Below are 16,521 nucleotides of genomic sequence, written 5' to 3' on the forward strand. Positions count from 1 at the left end.
ATGACCGTTCGCACCTTGCTTGCCGCCGCCGCGGCGTTTTCGTTGGCCGCCTGTTCGATGTCGGCCACAACCGATGGAGCGGGTACTTCGGACGCGCTTGAGGTGCCGGACGTTGCCGCGGGAGCGCTCTCGGAAGAGACGATGCGCGCTGCAGTCGAGCAACTCGCCTCGGACGAATTCGAAGGCCGTGCGCCGGGCACCCTTGGCGAGGAAAAGACCGTCGCCTACCTGATCGAGCAGTTCGAAAAGGCAGGGCTGAAACCGGGCAACAACGGATCGTGGATCCAGAAGGCGCCGCTCGTCGAAATAGCAGGCAGCGGCCACGCGCCCCTCACGGTGACCGGCAAGGACGGCAAGACGCAGTCGTTCACCTATGGCAGCGACTGGGTTGGCGCGACCTATCGCGAAGCACCCGAGGTCACTATCGCGGACAGCGAACTGGTCTTCGTCGGCTACGGCATCGTCGCGCCTGAGAAGGGCTGGAACGACTACGCGGGCATCGACATGAAGGGGAAGACCGCGGTCATCCTGGTCAACGATCCCGACTACGAGGCAAAGGAACTCGGTGGCGAATTCAACGGCCGGGGGATGACTTACTACGGGCGCTGGACCTACAAGTTCGAGGAAGCCGCCCGTCAGGGTGCGACCGCGGCGCTCATCGTTCATGACGATTTCCCTGCGGCTTACGGCTGGAACGTCGTCGAAAGCTCGTGGACCGGGCCTCAGGTCTACGCGCAGCGCTCCGACAAGGGCGCGAGTCAGACGATGATGAACGGCTGGGTGCAGAAGGCTGTTGCGGGCAAGATTCTGGCCGCGGGCGGACAGGATCTCGCCAAGCTGTCGGCGGCCGCCAAGAAGAAGGGCTTCAAGCCCGTGTCGCTCGGCGTGAAGACGTCGACGTCGTTTTCGAATGCGATCCGCACCTTCGAATCGCAGAACGTCGTCGGGCTGCTCGAAGGGACCGAAGCCAAGGATGAGTACGTCCTCTATACTGCGCACTGGGACCACATTGGTCGGTGCAAGGCGGATGCTGGCGGCGACGACATCTGCAACGGCGCGATCGACAATGCGACCGGGACGGCCGCGCTGATCGCACTGGCCGAAGCCAACGCCAAGGCGGGCCCCGCACGTCGCAGCCAGGTGTTCCTCGCGGTCACCGCCGAAGAATCGGGCCTCCTCGGCAGCGAGTATTATGCCGCCAACCCGATCTTCCCGCTGAGCCAGACGGTCGGCGGTATCAACATCGACGGGATGCCGATGGGTGGCCGGTCGAAGGACGTCGTCGCGATCGGCGGCGCCAAGAGTCAGCTCGACGCCTTCCTCGACAAGTTCGTCACGGCCGAGAAGCTCACGCTCAACCTCGAACCGACGCCGGAGAAGGGCTTCTACTACCGCTCCGACCACTTCAACCTCGCCAAGGTCGGGGTGCCGATGCTCTATCTCAAGGGCGGGGACGATTTCGAGGCCGGCGGTCGCGCAGCGGGCGAAGCGTACCAGAAGAAATGGACCGAGGAGATTTACCACCAGCCGAGCGACGAGTTCGATCCGAACTGGGATTGGGGCGGCGCCATGCAGATCCTCCAGCTCTATTACCGGATTGGGCGCAGCATGGCGATGAGCAGCGGCTGGCCCACCTGGAACGATGGCGACGAATTCCGCGGCGCGCGTGATAAGAGTTGCGCGGCTGAAGGCGGTTGCTGACGATCACTCCATGACCGCTTCGATGCCGCCCGAGTGGGCGCCGCAGGACTGGCTGTGGATCGGCTTCCCCCACGATGCCGACGAGTGGCCCGAATACCTCGGCCGCGCCCAGGAACAGATCGCTGCCTTTGCCAACGCGGTTGCCGAAAGCGGGCAGGAGGTGCGCCTGCTCGTCCGCGACGCCGCCAACGAGGCGCGCGCGAAGTCGCTCGTTTCGGGCTCGGTCCGGATCGAACGCCGGACATTCGGCGACATCTGGCTTCGCGACACCGGCCCGCTCGTGCGCCGCGACGGCACCGCCCTGCGCTGCAGGTTCAACGGCTGGGGCGGAAAGTACCTCATGGAGGGCGACCAGACCGTGGGGGCGGAGATCGCGCGCGATGCGGGCCTGCCGGTTGTCGAGGGCGACTGGATCCTCGAAGGCGGGGCGATCGACGGCGACGGCACCGGCCTTGTCGCGACGACCGAGCAATGCCTGCTCAACCCCAATCGCAACCCCGGGTTGTCGCGCGACGCGATCGAGGGGCGGCTGGACCGCGATCTCGGCTTCGACCGTGTGCTATGGCTGTGCGAAGGCCTGATCAACGACCATACCGACGGTCATGTCGACAACCTCGCCCGGTTCGTTGGGCCGAACCGTCTCGCGCTGCCGCGCTCCACCGGCATTGGCGACCCGAACGCGGCAATTTACGCCGACGCCAGGGATCGCGCCGAAGCATTCGGCGTCGATGTGGTCGAAATCCCCTCGCCCGGGCTGATCACGCGCGGCGATTTCATCGAGCCCGCGAGCTACGCCAACTTCGCGATCACGACGCATCTTGTCGTCGTGCCCACCTTTGGTTCGCCCCACGATGCCGACGGCGTCGCGGCGATCGCCGAGCTGTTTCCCGATCGCGCCACGATCGGCCTCCCCGGCGATGCGGTGCTCGCCGGCGGCGGCGGATTCCACTGCGCCAGCCAGCAAATGCCGGCATTAACCGGGAATTAGGGACTCGGGCGCAGCTTCGGCTCCATGGCCCGAGCCGTCGCCCTCATTGCGAAAAGCGATTCTCCCTTCTGCGAGGTTGCCCGCTTCGTCATCGCGACCGCCTGTCCGCTTGCGCTCATCTTCGCGGGACGCGCGTTGCCTTTCTGAAGTGCTCGCGTAACCTTTCGCCTTTCGCAGGCGAAGCTGGTGATAGCGATGGCAAACCTCCTCCAAACGTCCCGCCGCATTCTCGCTACTGGTTCGTTGGGCCTCGCCGCAATCGCGGTCGTCGCGCTGCTCGGACCCGCATCGCAGGCGCGTTCCGCACGGGACGCGTCGTCCAATCCGGTCGTCGTCGAGCTCTTCACAAGCCAGGGTTGTTCGTCCTGTCCGCCGGCGGACGCCTTCGCCGCGCGCCTTGCGCGCGAAAGCGACGTACTCATGATTACGCGCCCAATCACGTACTGGGACCGGTTGGGGTGGAAGGATACCCTGGCGCGTCCGGCCAACACGGACCTGCAGCGCGCCTACGCCCGCCGCGGGTTCGACCGCAACGGAGTCTATACGCCGCAGATGGTCATCGCCGGGCGACGCGCAGCCGTCGGCTCCAACGAGGGGGCGGTCCGCGTGCATGTTTCCAAGGAGAGCCTGCGCGAGCGGCCTTCGTTATCGGTTAGCGGCAGTGCGATCTCAATTGCCGGTCCCGGCAAGGGCGGCGAGCTCATGCTCCTCACGCTTCGTCCCAGCGTCACGGTCGGCATAGGGTCGGGCGAGAACGGCGGGCTGCGCGTGACCTACACCAACGTCGTCGAAGGCGAGCAGCGCATCGGAAGCTGGTCCGGCGGCCCGGCCCGGTTTTCCATCCCTGCAGAAACCCTTGCTGCCAAGGGGAAGCGCCACGCCGTGATCCTGCGCGAGCCTGATGGCGGCCCCGTCCTTGCCGGACGCGCGCTCTAGGCCCCGGCCTGGACGAGTTTCAACACGGCGCCGCCTGCCGCCAGACCCAACACCAGACCGGCCACGATCCGCCAGGTCCTGGGCCCGACGCGATCATGCGCCTTGAATCCGATCCAGTTGCCGACGAAGGCCACGGGCCACAGCAGTAGAGCGATGATCGCCGCCCGCCAGTCGGCCACGCCAAGCGCCAGCGCACTGGATGCACCGGCAAGCGATGTGGCGAAGAATACCAGGAGCATCGAGGATCGCGCCGTCGACGGAGGTAGCGCCCGGCGCAGGTAGTATGGGACGACCGGCGGGCCGGGCATCCCTGCAAATCCCGTGAGCAATCCCGAAGTGATGCCCGTCGCCCCGGTCTCGAACCGTGTTGGGCGGTGATCGATCGGGCGTTGCGGCAGCAGGACTGCGACGAAAGCGGCGATCGCAATGAACGCAATCAGCACCCGAGCGGGGGCCGCAGGCACCAGCCCGAGCAGGATTACGCCGAGCGGAGTGGCCGCGACGGCCAGGATCGAGATCGGGATGGCCGAACGCTCGGCCTCGCGAACCACTCGCCGCAGCCCGGCGAAACCCATCAGGACGCCGAGCCAATTCGCTGCCACCACCGCTTCCTGAGGCGTGGCGGCAAGGCCGAACACGGGAACGAGCAGGATCGCGAGCCCGAAACCGGCCAGTCCACGCACGATACCGGCAACAAGCGCCGCCGCTATCCCGGTCGCGATCGCCGCGGCGGTCAGGCCGAGGATCAATCCCGCGCGAGGTCCGGGGGCGTTGCCTCTTGCGTCAGCATCGTGATCGCCTCGGCGAGCGGCATGACCTTCTGGTGCTCGGCGCCGAGCGTGCGGACCGCGACGGTGCCCTCATCCGCCTCGCGCTTGCCGACGACCAGCAGGTGCGGAACCTTGGCGAGGCTGTGCTCGCGCACCTTGTAGTTGATCTTCTCGTTCCGCAGGTCGGTCTCGACCCGGATGCCCGCCGCTTCCAGCTTCGCGGCAACTTCGCGCGCGTAATCGTCGGCATCCGACACGATGGTCGCCACCACCGCCTGTGTCGGAGCGAGCCACGTCGGCAACCTGCCAGCGAAGTGCTCGATCAGGATGCCGATGAAGCGTTCGTAGGAACCGAAGATGGCCCGGTGAAGCATCACCGGCCGGTGACGTTCGCCGTCCTCGCCGATGTAGCTCGCATCGAGCCTTTCGGGCAGCACGCGGTCGGACTGGATCGTGCCGACCTGCCAGGTGCGGCCGATCGCATCGGTCAGGTGCCATTCGAGCTTGGGCGCATAGAACGCACCTTCGCCCGGCAGTTCTTCCCACCCGTATTCTTGCGTGGCGAGCCCGGCGTCGATGACCGCCTGGCGCAGTTCGCTCTCGGCCTTGTCCCAGTCCTCGTCGGAGCCGAACCGCTGCTCGGGACGAAGCGCCAGCTTGACCGCATAGGTGAAGCCGAAGTCCTTGTAGACCTTGTCGGCCAGCTCGCAGAAGCTGCGGACTTCCTCGACGATCTGGTCCTCGCGGCAGAAGATGTGGCCGTCGTCCTGCGTGAACTGGCGCACGCGCATCAGCCCGTGGAGCGCGCCGTGCGGCTCGTTGCGGTGGCAGCAACCGTTCTCGACCAGGCGCAGCGGCAGGTCGCGGTAGGACTTGATGCCCTGCTTGAAGATGAGGACGTGCGCGGGGCAGTTCATCGGCTTCAGCGCCATCCAGTCGGCCTCGCCGCTGATGACCGGCCCGTCTTCCTCGGTGTTCGGCACCTCATCCGGGATGACGAACATGTTCTCGCGGTACTTGCCCCAGTGGCCGGACTTCTCCCACTGGCGCGCGTCCATAACCTGCGGGGTCTTCACCTCGCGGCAGTCGGCACCCTGCACTGCGCGGCGGATGTAATCCTCGAGCATGCGGTAGATGGTGTAGCCTTGCGGGTGCCAGAACACGCTGCCGTGCGCCTCTTCCTGCAGGTGGAAGAGGTTCATCTCGCGCCCCAGCCGGCGGTGGTCGCGCTTCGCGGCTTCCTCCAGTCGGTGAAGGTGCGCGTCGAGCTGCTTCTTGTTGAGCCAGCCGGTGCCATAGATGCGCGTGAGCTGCGCATTTTTCTGGTCGCCGCGCCAGTAGGCGCCGGCAACACGCATCAGCTTGAACGCCTGCGGGTCGAGCTTGCCGGTGCTGGGCAGGTGCGGGCCGCGACACATGTCGAGCCAGTCGTCACCGCTGCGATAGACGGTCAGCTCCTCGCCGTCGGGAAGCTCTGCGGCCCACTCGGCCTTGAACGTCTCGCCTTCGGCCTGCCACTTGTCGATGAGCTGCTGGCGGCTCCACACCTCGCGCGTGAGCGGCTTGTCGGCGCGGATGATCTCGCGCATCTTGTCCTCGATCGCGGGCAAGTCATCCATGCTGAACGGCTCGCGCGAGGCGGGCGCCATCACGTCGTAGTAGAACCCGTCGTCGGTTGCAGGACCAAAGGTGATCTGCGTGCCCGGCCACAGCGCCTGCACCGCCTCGGCGAGAACGTGGGCATAGTCGTGGCGCGCCAGTTCGAGCGCGTCGGCCTCGTCGCGGCTGGTGACGAGCGCCAGCTCGGCGTCGCCCTCGAATGCCCGGTTGAGGTCGCGCAGCTCCCCATCGACGCGCGCTGCCAGCGCCGCCTTGGCGAGGCCCGGACCGATCGCCGCGGCGATGTCCGCCGGAGTGCTGCCCGCGGGCACTTCGCGCACCGATCCGTCGGGCAGGCTGATCTTCAAAAGCTCGCTCATCGTCCTCGTACCGTCCTTTGGCGCGCCCATGGCAGAAAGGGCCGCGCGCCGGAAGCGTCAGTTCGGTGAAAACGGCTGCAGGGGAAGACGCCGGCCCGCCCGCAACCGGGCGGCGGCTGGTTCGCTAAAGCGCGACCGACCGCCCCCGGGTGACCGGGGTGGTAGTCGTAGTCGTCAGGGATCGACCGCTGTGCATGCGGCGGACGTAATCGATGTTGGCCGGATTGCCAACCCGGGGCTTCAGTTGCCCCAGTCGTCGCCACCATCGCCGCCGGAATCGGTGCTCTCGGAGCTCGCGGCGTAGTCGGCGCTTTCATCGAAGCCGGAGTCGGCATCGGAAGACCCTTCGAACTCCTGCATATTCGACAGCGCCTGGTCCTGGACGTTCTGCTGGAACTTGACGATCTTGCCCGGATTGGCGGCGGCGTAACCGACGAGCGCACCGGCGAACTTGTCCTTGTCGAACGGACGACGGTCGAGCGTCGCATCGATCTGCTCGGTCAGCGCCAGTTCCGCCATGTCGGCGAAGAATTCGCTTCCCATCGGCAGCATGCGGTCGAGGCGCTCGGTTCCTTCACCGTCCCGCATGGCAAAATCGATGCTCACCCTGGTGCCGCTGCCCGAAGGATCCAGATGCGCATAGACATCGGCCACGGGACCGCCATCCATCGACAGTTCCCAGTGCACCTGCTCGTTGTCCGCGGAAATCGCCTCGATACGAACCCCGGCGGATTTCTCGCTGAACTCGGCCGGGATTTGCATTCCGGCCAGATCTGACGAGACCTGCGCGGGCGATATCTCGTAGTATTCTCCACTACCAAAACTGCCGGTCATGTAGCCGGCAGTCCCCAGGCCCGTCAGTGCGGCCAGTCCAATAACGATCTCGCGCATTTGCGTCCCCCCGGATTGCGGAGGGATACCTAATTTGTATCTCTTAACAGGTGATTAGACGGAGGTCAGGCGACGTGCTCCGTGTGCTGCGACCAGGCGGTGGGCGCCGGCAAGCGCCGCCGAACGATTGCGCACGGGATCACTGAACCGCCACTCGCAGGTCGCCGCCTGCGGGGTCAGTTCGACCGCCATGTATCCGCGATTGCTGGTGTCGCACCACTTGAGCCCCGGGTTGTGACCGACGAGCAAGGCGGCAAGGTCCTTTGGCGCGGTTTGGCGGAAGGATGATTCGAAGCCGGGCGAAGTGACCGACTGCCCGGCAAACTCGACCCCTGCCGCGTCGCCTCCATGGGCAAGATCGAACGCCCACGCGTTGTGCGAATCGCCCGTGAGCGTGACGAGGTTGGCACCCGCATCGAGCGCGGAGGCGAGCAGGCGCGATCGCGCAGCCGGGTACCCATCCCATGTATCCATGCTCGCGGGCAGGCCCGCACGGCTGGCGGCGACTGCTGCCACCAGGCGGCGCTTCACGTAGTCGGGCACCGTGTTGCCTACCCGCTCGGCAATGTCGGATGGCGTCGAAAGGCCGCCCATGATGACCTGCTGCGCAAGCACCTGCCACTTGCGGCCCGAGCGGACCGAGGACCTCAGGCCCGCCGACAGCCATTGCTCCTGGGCCCTGCCCATGAGGGTGCGCTTCGGGTCGGCCCACGTGCCTTCGCGCAGTGCGCGCAGTGCGGCATCGGCATCTTCGGGCGACAGTCCCTTCGTCGCTCCTGCCAGGTCGAGCGGCTTGTCGCGCGCGGTGAGACGGGTCTCGATCCGGAAGATCGAAGCCAGGTCCCCGATATCGTAGCGTGCCCACGGATCGTCGGACACGGGCAGCCATTCGCTGCGCGCCTTCATCGCCGCCCGCTTCCGGGCGGACCATGGGCCCTCGGTAGCCGGGTCGTGGTTCTCAGCCCCACCCTTCCAGGAATCGTTGGCAGATTCGTGATCGTCGTAGACCGAGATCATCGGATAGAGCTGATGCAGCCGGACGAGATCGGGATCGCGGCGATAGCTGGCGTAGCGCATCCGGTAATCCGCCAGGGCGACGATCTCGCCCGTCGGGTCGGGGACCCGGCCGTCGACGATTTCCTTTTCGATCGGGTACTGGTTGCGTTCGTATTCGTAGAGATAGTCGCCGAGGTGGACGGCGAGTTCGAATTCGTCGGCGGCAGCCGCGTGGGCATAGCCGTTGAAGTGACCGAACCCGATGTTGGAGCAACTGAAGACGGCCATGCGAAAGCGTGCGGTCGGCCCGTCCGGCAGCGTTCGCGTGCGCCCGGTCGCAGACATGGTCCCGTCGGGCGCGACGAAGCGGTAGTGATACCAGCGTCCCGGGGCCAGACCGGTCGCGACGGCCTTGGCGCACCAGTCGTTCGCCGGCGTCGCGCGGACGGTCCCGCCGCTGGCAATGCGCGTGAACTCGGCGCTTTCGGACACCTCCCACCGCAGTCGGGCAGCACGCCTGCCGACGAATCGGGTCCACAGCAGCACGGATTTTGCCGACGGTTCGCCGCTGGCGACCCCGTGGGTAAATCCGGCGCCGACCTGTGCGGCCAGCGGGGCCGCCGCAAGGCCGAACCCCAGCAGACCGCCCCCCAGCAAAGCCCGCCTGCTCAGAGCAGGAATACCAACGGCGGGCGGCGGCATGCGGGTGGTCATCGACGGTCTCTCCTTTGGATCGCAAGCTGCGCCGAACCGCAATCGAAGTCACGCGCGGATTGACCATCCCGAGCCAGCAGGCCCAAGAAGCCTGCCATGGCCGATCTGCAGTTTCATGACATCGATGGTCGACGGATCGCCTTTCGCTACAGCGCGGGAGAGGGACCGGCGATCGTGTTCCTGCCCGGTTACATGTCCGACATGGCGGGCGGAAAGGCGACCGCAGTGTTCGATTGGGCGGTCCGGAACGGGCGCACCTGCTTGCTGCTCGACTATTCGGGCTGCGGCGAATCGGCTGGTGACTTCGCGGATGGCACGCTGTCGCGTTGGCGCGACGAGGTGCTTGCGCTGGTCGAGGATCTCGTCGACGGCCCGGTGATCCTCGTCGGATCGTCGATGGGGGGCTGGCTCATGCTGCTCGTGGGCCGAGCGCTCAGCGATCGTCTGAAGGCGCTGGTGGGCATCGCGGCAGCGCCCGACTTCACCGACTGGGGCTACGACACAGCGCAAAAAGCGGCTTTGGCGAACGATCACGTGGTGTTCGAGGACAACCCCTATGGCCCCGATCCCACCCCGACCCATCCCGGCTTCTGGGCCGACGGCCAGGCCCAGCGTCAACTCAACGCCGAGATACCGTTCGACTGCCCGGTGCGGCTGATCCACGGCATGCGTGACGAGGACGTGCCCTACGCGATCTCGCAGCGGCTCTCCGCGATGCTGCGTTCGCCCGACGTTCACCTGACGCTGGTCAAGGATGGCGATCACCGGCTGAGCCGCGAAGCGGACATCGACCTGCTGCTGCGGACCATCGAAGCTCTTTAGAGGCCCATGATCGCAACCCTTGCCCTTCTCCCTCTCGCGCTGATGCAAGTCGGCCCCGCGCCGACGACATCGCCCATCACCGCGGTGCCCCCCGAACTGCAGAACCGTCCCCCTCGAAATGGCGTGCGCACCGCCCCGATGCTCGACCGCGATGCAAACCGCCCTGCAATCGAGCTGTGCCTCGATACCGCGCGCACCGAACCAGCGCGGGCCCGGTCCTTCGCCGCCGAGTGGGTTTCCCGGACTGCGGGCCTGCAGCGCGCCACCGGGCACCATTGCCTGGGCGTCGCGGCCGGTAACCTGGGAGACTGGAGCGCGGCCGCAGATGCCTTTCTCGCCGCACGCGAAGAAGCGACCGATCCGCAGTTCCGCGCCCGGATGGGCGCGCTCGCGGGAAGTGCTCTTTTATCGCAAGGCAAGACCGGCGAAGCGCTGAATATTCTCGACGCGGCCCGCGACGAGGCGACCGGCGATGCGTTTCTGGGCGGGTCGGTTGCGCAGGACCGGGCAGCGGCACTCGTGGCGCTCGATCGGCTTCCGGAAGCGAGCGACGCGCTCGCGGAGGCGCGGCGGCTCGTGCCAGACGATCCGCACGCATGGTTGCTGTCCGCAACGCTTGCACGGCGGCTGAACCAGCTCGACGCGGCGCAGGCGCATATCGAGAGGGCGGCAGTGCTCGACCCACGCGATCCCGCAATAGGTCTCGAAGCGGGGGTTATCGCTGCCTTGGGCGGACGGACCGATGCAGCCCGCCGCTCATTCGAATCGGTCGTGGCGACTGCGCCGGAGAGCCCACAGGCTGCCACGGCGCGCACTTATCTAGGGCAACTCGGCGAATGATCCCTCTTTCGGTCCTCGATCTCGTTCCCGTGCGCGAGGGCGGTACCCTGGGCGAAGCCTATGCCGCGACCGCCAGCCTCGCGCAGGTGGCCGAACGACACGGCTACAGGCGTTTCTGGATCGCCGAGCACCACACGATGGAAGGAATCGCGGGTGCGGCCACCTCCGTGGTGATCGGGCACGTCGGCTATGCGACGTCAACCATCCGGATCGGGTCGGGCGGGATCATGCTGCCCAATCACAATCCATTCGTGATCGCCGAGCAGTTCGGCACGCTCGATGCGCTCTTTCCGGGGCGCATCGATCTCGGTCTCGGCCGCGCGCCGGGCGCCGGTCCCGAGCTACAGCGGGCGCTGCGCAAGAACCTGCACCAAGCGGCCGAGTTCTTCCCGCAGGACGTCGTCGAGTTGCGCGCCCTCTTGGCTGGCGATCCCGATCTGCCCATCCACGCGACGCCCGGACGCGGCGCGAATATCGAAATGTGGATGCTCGGCTCCAGCCTGTTCGGTGCGCAGCTCGCCGCTGAACTCGGCATGCCCTACGCCTTCGCAAGCCACTTCGCGCCCGACCACCTTGATGCCGCGCTGGCCGTCTATCGCGAACGGTTTCGGCCGTCGCTATGGCTCGAGAAGCCATACGCGATGGCCGCGATGACGGTGTTCGCCGCGGAAACCGACAGCGAAGCCGAGCTGATTGCCTCCAGCCAGCAACAGAGCTTCGTGCGGCTGCGCACTGGCCGGCCCGGAATGCTGCCCCCGCCGATCCCAGGCTATCGCGACAGCCTGCCCGCGCCCGCGCAGGGGCTGCTTGCACACATCGGCCAGGCGAGCGCGATCGGCTCTCGCTCGACGGTACGCGAAGCGATGGGCCGGTTCGTCGAGCGCACCGGTGCCGACGAGATTATCGTCTCCGGCGCGACTTACGATCCGGCCGCCCGAGAACGCTCGCTCGAGCTGACAATCGAAGCGCTTGCCGGATAATCGCCGCACCTCGTGCGTAGTGATGTATGGACGCTCGCGATGCGGGGTTGCTAGCCTTCGCGCATGCGCGTAACGCGCGTCAGATTGCTGCTAATTGCAGCAACAATATAATAACAGCCCGCGAGGCACCGACGGGCTGACGGAGCACGCAGGATGGCCGCCAAAAAGCCCGTTTCCACTGCCGAGAAGTCTCGCCGCAAGGCCGGAACCGCGATCGAGCGTGCACTGTCGGTTCGCATGCGCGACTCGCTTCTTCCAGGCGACGTCACGTTTGAACCGCGCAAGCTGACCGAAGCTGCACATTTCCTGGCCGATGCGGCGTCGCAGCGGGAAGCCGGCGAGGCAGTGATCGTGATTGCTTCGGCGAGCGAGGAGCGGCGCTTCATGCGGATCGCCCTCGTCAACGACGACATGCCATTCCTTGTCGACTCGGTTGCCGCCACCGTTGCCGCGCACGGCCTCTCGATCGATCGGCTGCTCCACCCGGTGGTCCCTGTCCAGCGGAACGCCAAAGGCAAGTTGACCGGTCTTCCGGAAGGCGACGGGGCGGCCGGCGAGGCCCGCGAATCGATGATCTACATCGAAACTCCGCGCACCGACGCCCGTCAGCGCCGCGATCTCGAGCGTGACCTGCGCACCACGCTGAGTGATGTGCGGGCGGCGGTCGCCGACTGGTCGAAAATGCGCGAGGCGATGCTCGAGGACGCGGCGCGCCTGACCGACGGAGAGGGCGCGGCGCTGCTGCGCTGGCTCGAAGGCGGAATGCTCACGCAGTTGGGCCACCTGACCCGCTGGCGCGACGGGAGCCACAGCAACGTGCTGGGCATCTGCCGCAAGAGCACCAAGGCCATCCTCGCCGACCCGAGCTACGATCGCGCGTTCGCCTGGTTCAACGACCCGAAAGCTGGAGGTGGTCGTGCACCCTTGATCATCAAGGCCAACCGCATGTCGAATGTGCACCGCCGCGTGCCTCTCGACCTGTTCATCGTCCCGGTCATCGAGGACGGATCCGTGGCAGGCCTGTCGATCCACGCGGGCGTGTGGACAAGTGCCTCGCTCGCGACGCCCCCCGCCCAGGTACCACGGCTCAGGACCCAGCTTGCAGACCTCAACGCCCGGTTCGGCTTCGACCCGCATGGTCACGCCGGCAAGGCGCTCGTCCACGCGCTGACCGCGCTGCCGCACGACCTCGTCATCGGCTTTTCCGATGCCGACATCGAACGCGTCGCGACGACGATGATGAGCCTCGTCGATCGGCCGCGGCCACGGCTGGCCCTGGTGGAGGCGCCGCTGTCGCGCCACCTGTTCGCCTTCGTCTGGCTTCCCCGCGACATGCTTTCGACGCAGGTGCGCATGCGGATAGAGGACCTGCTCGAAGAAGGAGCCGGTGCCAAGGCACTCGACTGGAGCCTGCAAGTCGAGGGCGGAAACCTCGCCATGCTGCGCTATGTGCTCGACTACCGCGAAAGCACCGGCTCGCCCGACGCGGAAGCGATCGAGGCAGCGATACAGGTTCTCCTGCGCGGGTGGAGCGAGGCCGTTGAGAGTGAGCTTGTCGCGACCGGCGAGGAAGCATCGCGCGCTGCGGCTTTGGCCGCCCGTTTTGCCGACAGTTTCCCGACCGCTTATCGGACCGCCTATGGTCCTGCCGAAGCGGCGCAGGACATTCGTCGCCTGCGTCGCCTTTCCGCCCATGAAACCGAGGGCGTTGGCCTGCTCCCTCTGCGTGACGCGCGGCTTTATCGCCTTCCAGGCGATGCCGATGGGCGGCTGCGGCTCAAAGTGTACCAGCTAGCGGGCACGCTGGCATTGTCCGATGCCGTGCCTGCGCTCGAAAACTTCGGGTTCCGCGTCCTCGAAGAGGTCCCCACGCCCCTCAGCGTCGGCGAGGACGGGATCGCGAGGAGCGGCACGATCCACGACTTCACCCTGGCCCTCGGTGAAGGCGAAGAGGTCGAGCGCCTGCTCGACCGCTGCACCCAGATCGAGGAAGCCATTGCCGAGGTTCTCAACGGCCTTGCCGAGGACGATCCCTTTAACCGGCTGGTCGTCGGCACCGGGTTGTCCGCGAGGGAAGCGGATTGGCTCAGGGCATTCTACCGCTACCTGCGACAGGCCGGGATGGGCTTTACCATCTACACCGTGGTCGATGCGCTCAAGCGCGCGCCGCAGGTCACCCTTCCACTCGTCGCGCTGTTCGCGGCTCGGCATGATCCGGACTTCAAGGGCGATCGCGAAGCGGAAGCCGCGAAACACGACGAAGCGATCCGGCGCGGCCTCTCGAAGGTTGCCGCGATCAACGACGATCGCCTCCTGCGGCTCTACCATGCAGCGATCGGCGCCGTCCTGCGCACCAACGCCTTTGCCCCTGCCGCCCGCGAAGCGCTCGCCTTCAAGATCGATTCCGCGCTCGTGCCGGGATTGCCCAAGCCGGTGCCTTGGCGCGAGGTCTTCGTCTATTCCCGCCGGGTCGAGGGCATCCACCTGCGGGCGGGGCCGGTCGCCCGCGGGGGCCTGCGCTGGTCCGACCGGCGAGACGACTTCCGCACGGAAATTCTCGGCCTCATGAAGGCGCAGCGGGTCAAGAACGCGGTCATCGTGCCTACGGGTGCGAAGGGCGGCTTCTATCCCAAACAGCTTCCCGACCCGGCGCGCGACCGCGAGGCTTGGGCGGCCGAGGGCCGCGCGAGCTACGAGGTCTTCATTCGCACGCTGCTGTCGATCACCGACAACATAGTGAACGACAAGGTTGTGCACCCGGATTCGGTCGTGATCCACGATGGCGAGGACCCGTACTTCGTGGTCGCCGCGGACAAGGGCACCGCGACGTTCTCCGACATCGCCAACGGCATCGCGGAATCCCGCGACTTTTGGCTCGACGATGCCTTCGCCAGCGGCGGGTCGAACGGATACGACCACAAGGCGATGGGCATCACCGCCAAGGGTGCGTGGGTCTCGGTCCAGCGGCATTTCCTGGAAATGGGCGTCGATGTGCAGACCGACACGACACGTGTCGTCGGTTGCGGCGACATGTCGGGCGACGTGTTCGGCAACGGCATGCTGCTGTCCAAGGCGATCAAGCTCGTCGCCGCGTTCGACCACCGGCACATCTTCCTCGATCCCGACCCGGACGCCGCCGCGAGCTGGAAGGAGCGCAAGCGGATGTTCGGGCTCGCCCGGTCGAGCTGGGAAGATTACGATAAGGCGCTGATCAGCAAGGGCGGGGGCGTGTTCGCACGCTCGCTCAAGCGCATCCCGCTGTCGAAGGAAGTGCGCAAGGCGCTCGACCTCGAGGTGAGCGAGATCGAGCCCGAAGCGCTCATCTCGGCGATCCTCAAGGCCCCGGTCGACCTCATCTGGTTCGGCGGTATCGGCACGTATGTGAAGGCCAGCCACGAAGCGACCGCGCAGGTCGGCGATCCGGCAAACGACGCGCTGCGGGTCGATGCCAGCGAATTGCGCGCCAAGGTCATCGGTGAAGGCGCCAATCTCGGCATCACCCAGGCCGCACGGATCGAATTCGCGCTGGGCGGCGGACGGATCAACACCGATTTCATCGATAATTCGGCCGGCGTGAACTGCTCGGACAACGAGGTGAACATCAAGATCGCGCTGGCCGCGGCAAAGCGCGCAGGCAAGCTCAGCGAGGCGAAGCGCGTCAAGCTGCTCGAATCGATGACCGACGAGGTCGCGCATCTCGTGCTCGAGAACAACCGCCTGCAGGCGCTCGCGCTGTCGATCGCCAAGGCTGGGGGTGCGCCCGCCGTGGCCGCGCAGCTCCATCTGATCGAAGGGCTTGAGGCACGCGGGGCCCTCGACCGCCGGACCGAGGGACTCGCTTCGGGCGAGGCGCTGAATCGCCGCGCGGCAGACGGTTTCGGTCTGACGCGGCCTGAGCTCGCCGTGCTCCTGTCCTCGACCAAGCTCGTCCTGCAGGACGCGATCGAGGAATCCCCGCTGGCCGACGATCCCGCGCTGCTGGATTTGCTTGTCAGCTATTTCCCGTCAGCAATGCGCAAGGACTACAGGCGCCAGATCGAAGGGCACCAGCTTCGCCGGGCGATTGTCGCCACGCAGCTCGCCAACCTGATCGTCAACCGGATGGGCCTGATCCATCCGTTCGAACTGTCGGAGGAAGAGGGAGCCGGTCTCGCCGATATCTGTTCCGCCTTCGTCGCGGCCGAGAAGCTGTTCGGCGCGGGCGAACTGTGGGCCGAAATCGAGAACGCCAGGATTCCCGAAGACGCGCGCATTTATCTGTTCCGGCACGCTGCGGGTGCCTTGCGCAGCCAGATGGCAGACCTGATCCGCGCGGGCGCCGGAACGACCGCGCCAAGCACGCTTATCGCCGCGCTCGGCAAGCGCGTGCAGGACTTGTCCGATGCCACCGGGGATTTGCTCACGACGGCATCGCGAGACCAGTCAGGCCGGCTCGTGGCCGAATTTGTCGCGATGGGCGCGCCTGAGAAGCTCGCGACCAAGGTGGCGCACCTCTACGACCTCGATGGTTCGATCGGGCTCGCGCAGCTGTCGAAGGACGCGGAGATCGATGCCCGCGCGCTCACGGCCGCATTTACCGACCTCGGGCAGCGGATGGGCCTCGACTGGGCACAGAGCACCTCGGCGATGATGAATCCGTCCGACGTGTGGGAGCGCCTGCTCGTGGCCGGCCTCTCGCGCGACTTCCAGCAGATGCGGCTCGAGTTCCTGCGCCGACTGTCCCGGCGCAAGGGCGCAAAGGACGACCCTTCGTCTGCCGTAGCAAATTGGTCCGAGGAGCACGCGCCCGCGGTGCGCCAGTTCCGCGCGATGATCGGGCGGGCACAGGCGCATACACCGGTCGCCCCCGCGATGCTGGCGCAGATCGCCAGCCAGGCGCGCAACCTGCTCGCCCGGTAGCATGC

11 protein-coding genes are annotated in these 16,521 nt (G+C 66.6%); 7 read left to right on the top strand and 4 right to left on the bottom strand.

What is annotated here, in order from left to right; all coding sequences use genetic code 11:
• The 3 genes from A6F68_RS01815 to A6F68_RS01825 all read left to right on the top strand — a co-directional run bounded on the left by A6F68_RS01815 (position 1) and on the right by A6F68_RS01825 (position 3,625).
• Entirely contained in the window at positions 1-1,701 is a 1,701-nt protein-coding gene (locus tag A6F68_RS01815; RefSeq protein WP_067675514.1) for a M28 family metallopeptidase, read from the top strand.
• A 10-nt stretch (positions 1,702-1,711) separates the two neighbouring features.
• A complete protein-coding gene (locus A6F68_RS01820; RefSeq protein WP_084001509.1) occupies positions 1,712-2,689 on the top strand; it encodes an agmatine deiminase family protein in 978 nt (325 codons plus the stop codon).
• A gap of 195 nt (positions 2,690-2,884) precedes the next feature.
• The gene (locus A6F68_RS01825) at positions 2,885-3,625 is read left to right on the top strand and encodes a DUF1223 domain-containing protein (RefSeq protein WP_067675520.1); all 741 of its coding nucleotides are present in this window, start codon (positions 2,885-2,887) and stop codon (positions 3,623-3,625) included.
• Here A6F68_RS01825 and A6F68_RS01830 read toward each other — a convergent pair.
• The 4 genes from A6F68_RS01830 to A6F68_RS01845 all read right to left on the bottom strand — a co-directional run bounded on the left by A6F68_RS01830 (position 3,622) and on the right by A6F68_RS01845 (position 8,975).
• Entirely contained in the window at positions 3,622-4,374 is a 753-nt protein-coding gene (locus A6F68_RS01830) for a sulfite exporter TauE/SafE family protein (RefSeq protein WP_232308179.1), read from the bottom strand. The two genes, A6F68_RS01825 and A6F68_RS01830, sit on opposite strands and share 4 nt — an antisense overlap.
• Complete coding sequence (gene thrS / locus A6F68_RS01835; protein ID WP_067675522.1) at positions 4,371-6,374, bottom strand: threonine--tRNA ligase; 2,004 nt, start codon at positions 6,372-6,374, stop codon at positions 4,371-4,373. Before thrS ends, A6F68_RS01830 begins: the two co-directional genes overlap by 4 nt.
• A gap of 240 nt (positions 6,375-6,614) precedes the next feature.
• Entirely contained in the window at positions 6,615-7,265 is a 651-nt protein-coding gene (locus A6F68_RS01840) for a hypothetical protein (RefSeq protein WP_067675525.1), read from the bottom strand.
• A 54-nt stretch (positions 7,266-7,319) separates the two neighbouring features.
• Positions 7,320-8,975: an alkaline phosphatase D family protein gene (locus A6F68_RS01845; RefSeq protein WP_067675528.1), complete on the bottom strand. Its 1,656-nt coding sequence runs from the start codon at positions 8,973-8,975 to the stop codon at positions 7,320-7,322.
• Positions 8,976-9,071: 96 nt separating this feature from the next.
• Between A6F68_RS01845 and A6F68_RS01850 the strand changes: the two genes are divergently transcribed.
• The 4 genes from A6F68_RS01850 (at position 9,072) to A6F68_RS01865 (ending at position 16,516) form a co-directional block, all read left to right on the top strand.
• Entirely contained in the window at positions 9,072-9,797 is a 726-nt protein-coding gene (locus A6F68_RS01850; protein WP_067675530.1) for an alpha/beta fold hydrolase, read from the top strand.
• A 6-nt stretch (positions 9,798-9,803) separates the two neighbouring features.
• Positions 9,804-10,637 carry a tetratricopeptide repeat protein gene (locus A6F68_RS01855; protein ID WP_067675533.1) on the top strand — a complete coding sequence of 278 codons (834 nt, stop codon included), beginning with the start codon at positions 9,804-9,806 and terminating at the stop codon, positions 10,635-10,637.
• On the top strand, positions 10,634-11,617 hold the full coding sequence (locus A6F68_RS01860; protein ID WP_067675535.1) for an LLM class flavin-dependent oxidoreductase: 984 nt from the start codon (positions 10,634-10,636) through the stop codon (positions 11,615-11,617). The genes A6F68_RS01855 and A6F68_RS01860 overlap by 4 nt, the downstream gene beginning before the upstream one ends.
• Before the next feature lie 153 nt (positions 11,618-11,770).
• Positions 11,771-16,516, top strand: coding sequence for an NAD-glutamate dehydrogenase (locus A6F68_RS01865; RefSeq protein WP_067675537.1), 4,746 nt, complete (start codon positions 11,771-11,773; stop codon positions 16,514-16,516).
• Positions 16,517-16,521 lie beyond the last annotated feature (5 nt).

Origin of the sequence: Tsuneonella dongtanensis, from assembly GCF_001698205.1 — a bacterium.
Classification (GTDB): Bacteria; Pseudomonadota; Alphaproteobacteria; order Sphingomonadales; family Sphingomonadaceae; genus Tsuneonella; species Tsuneonella dongtanensis.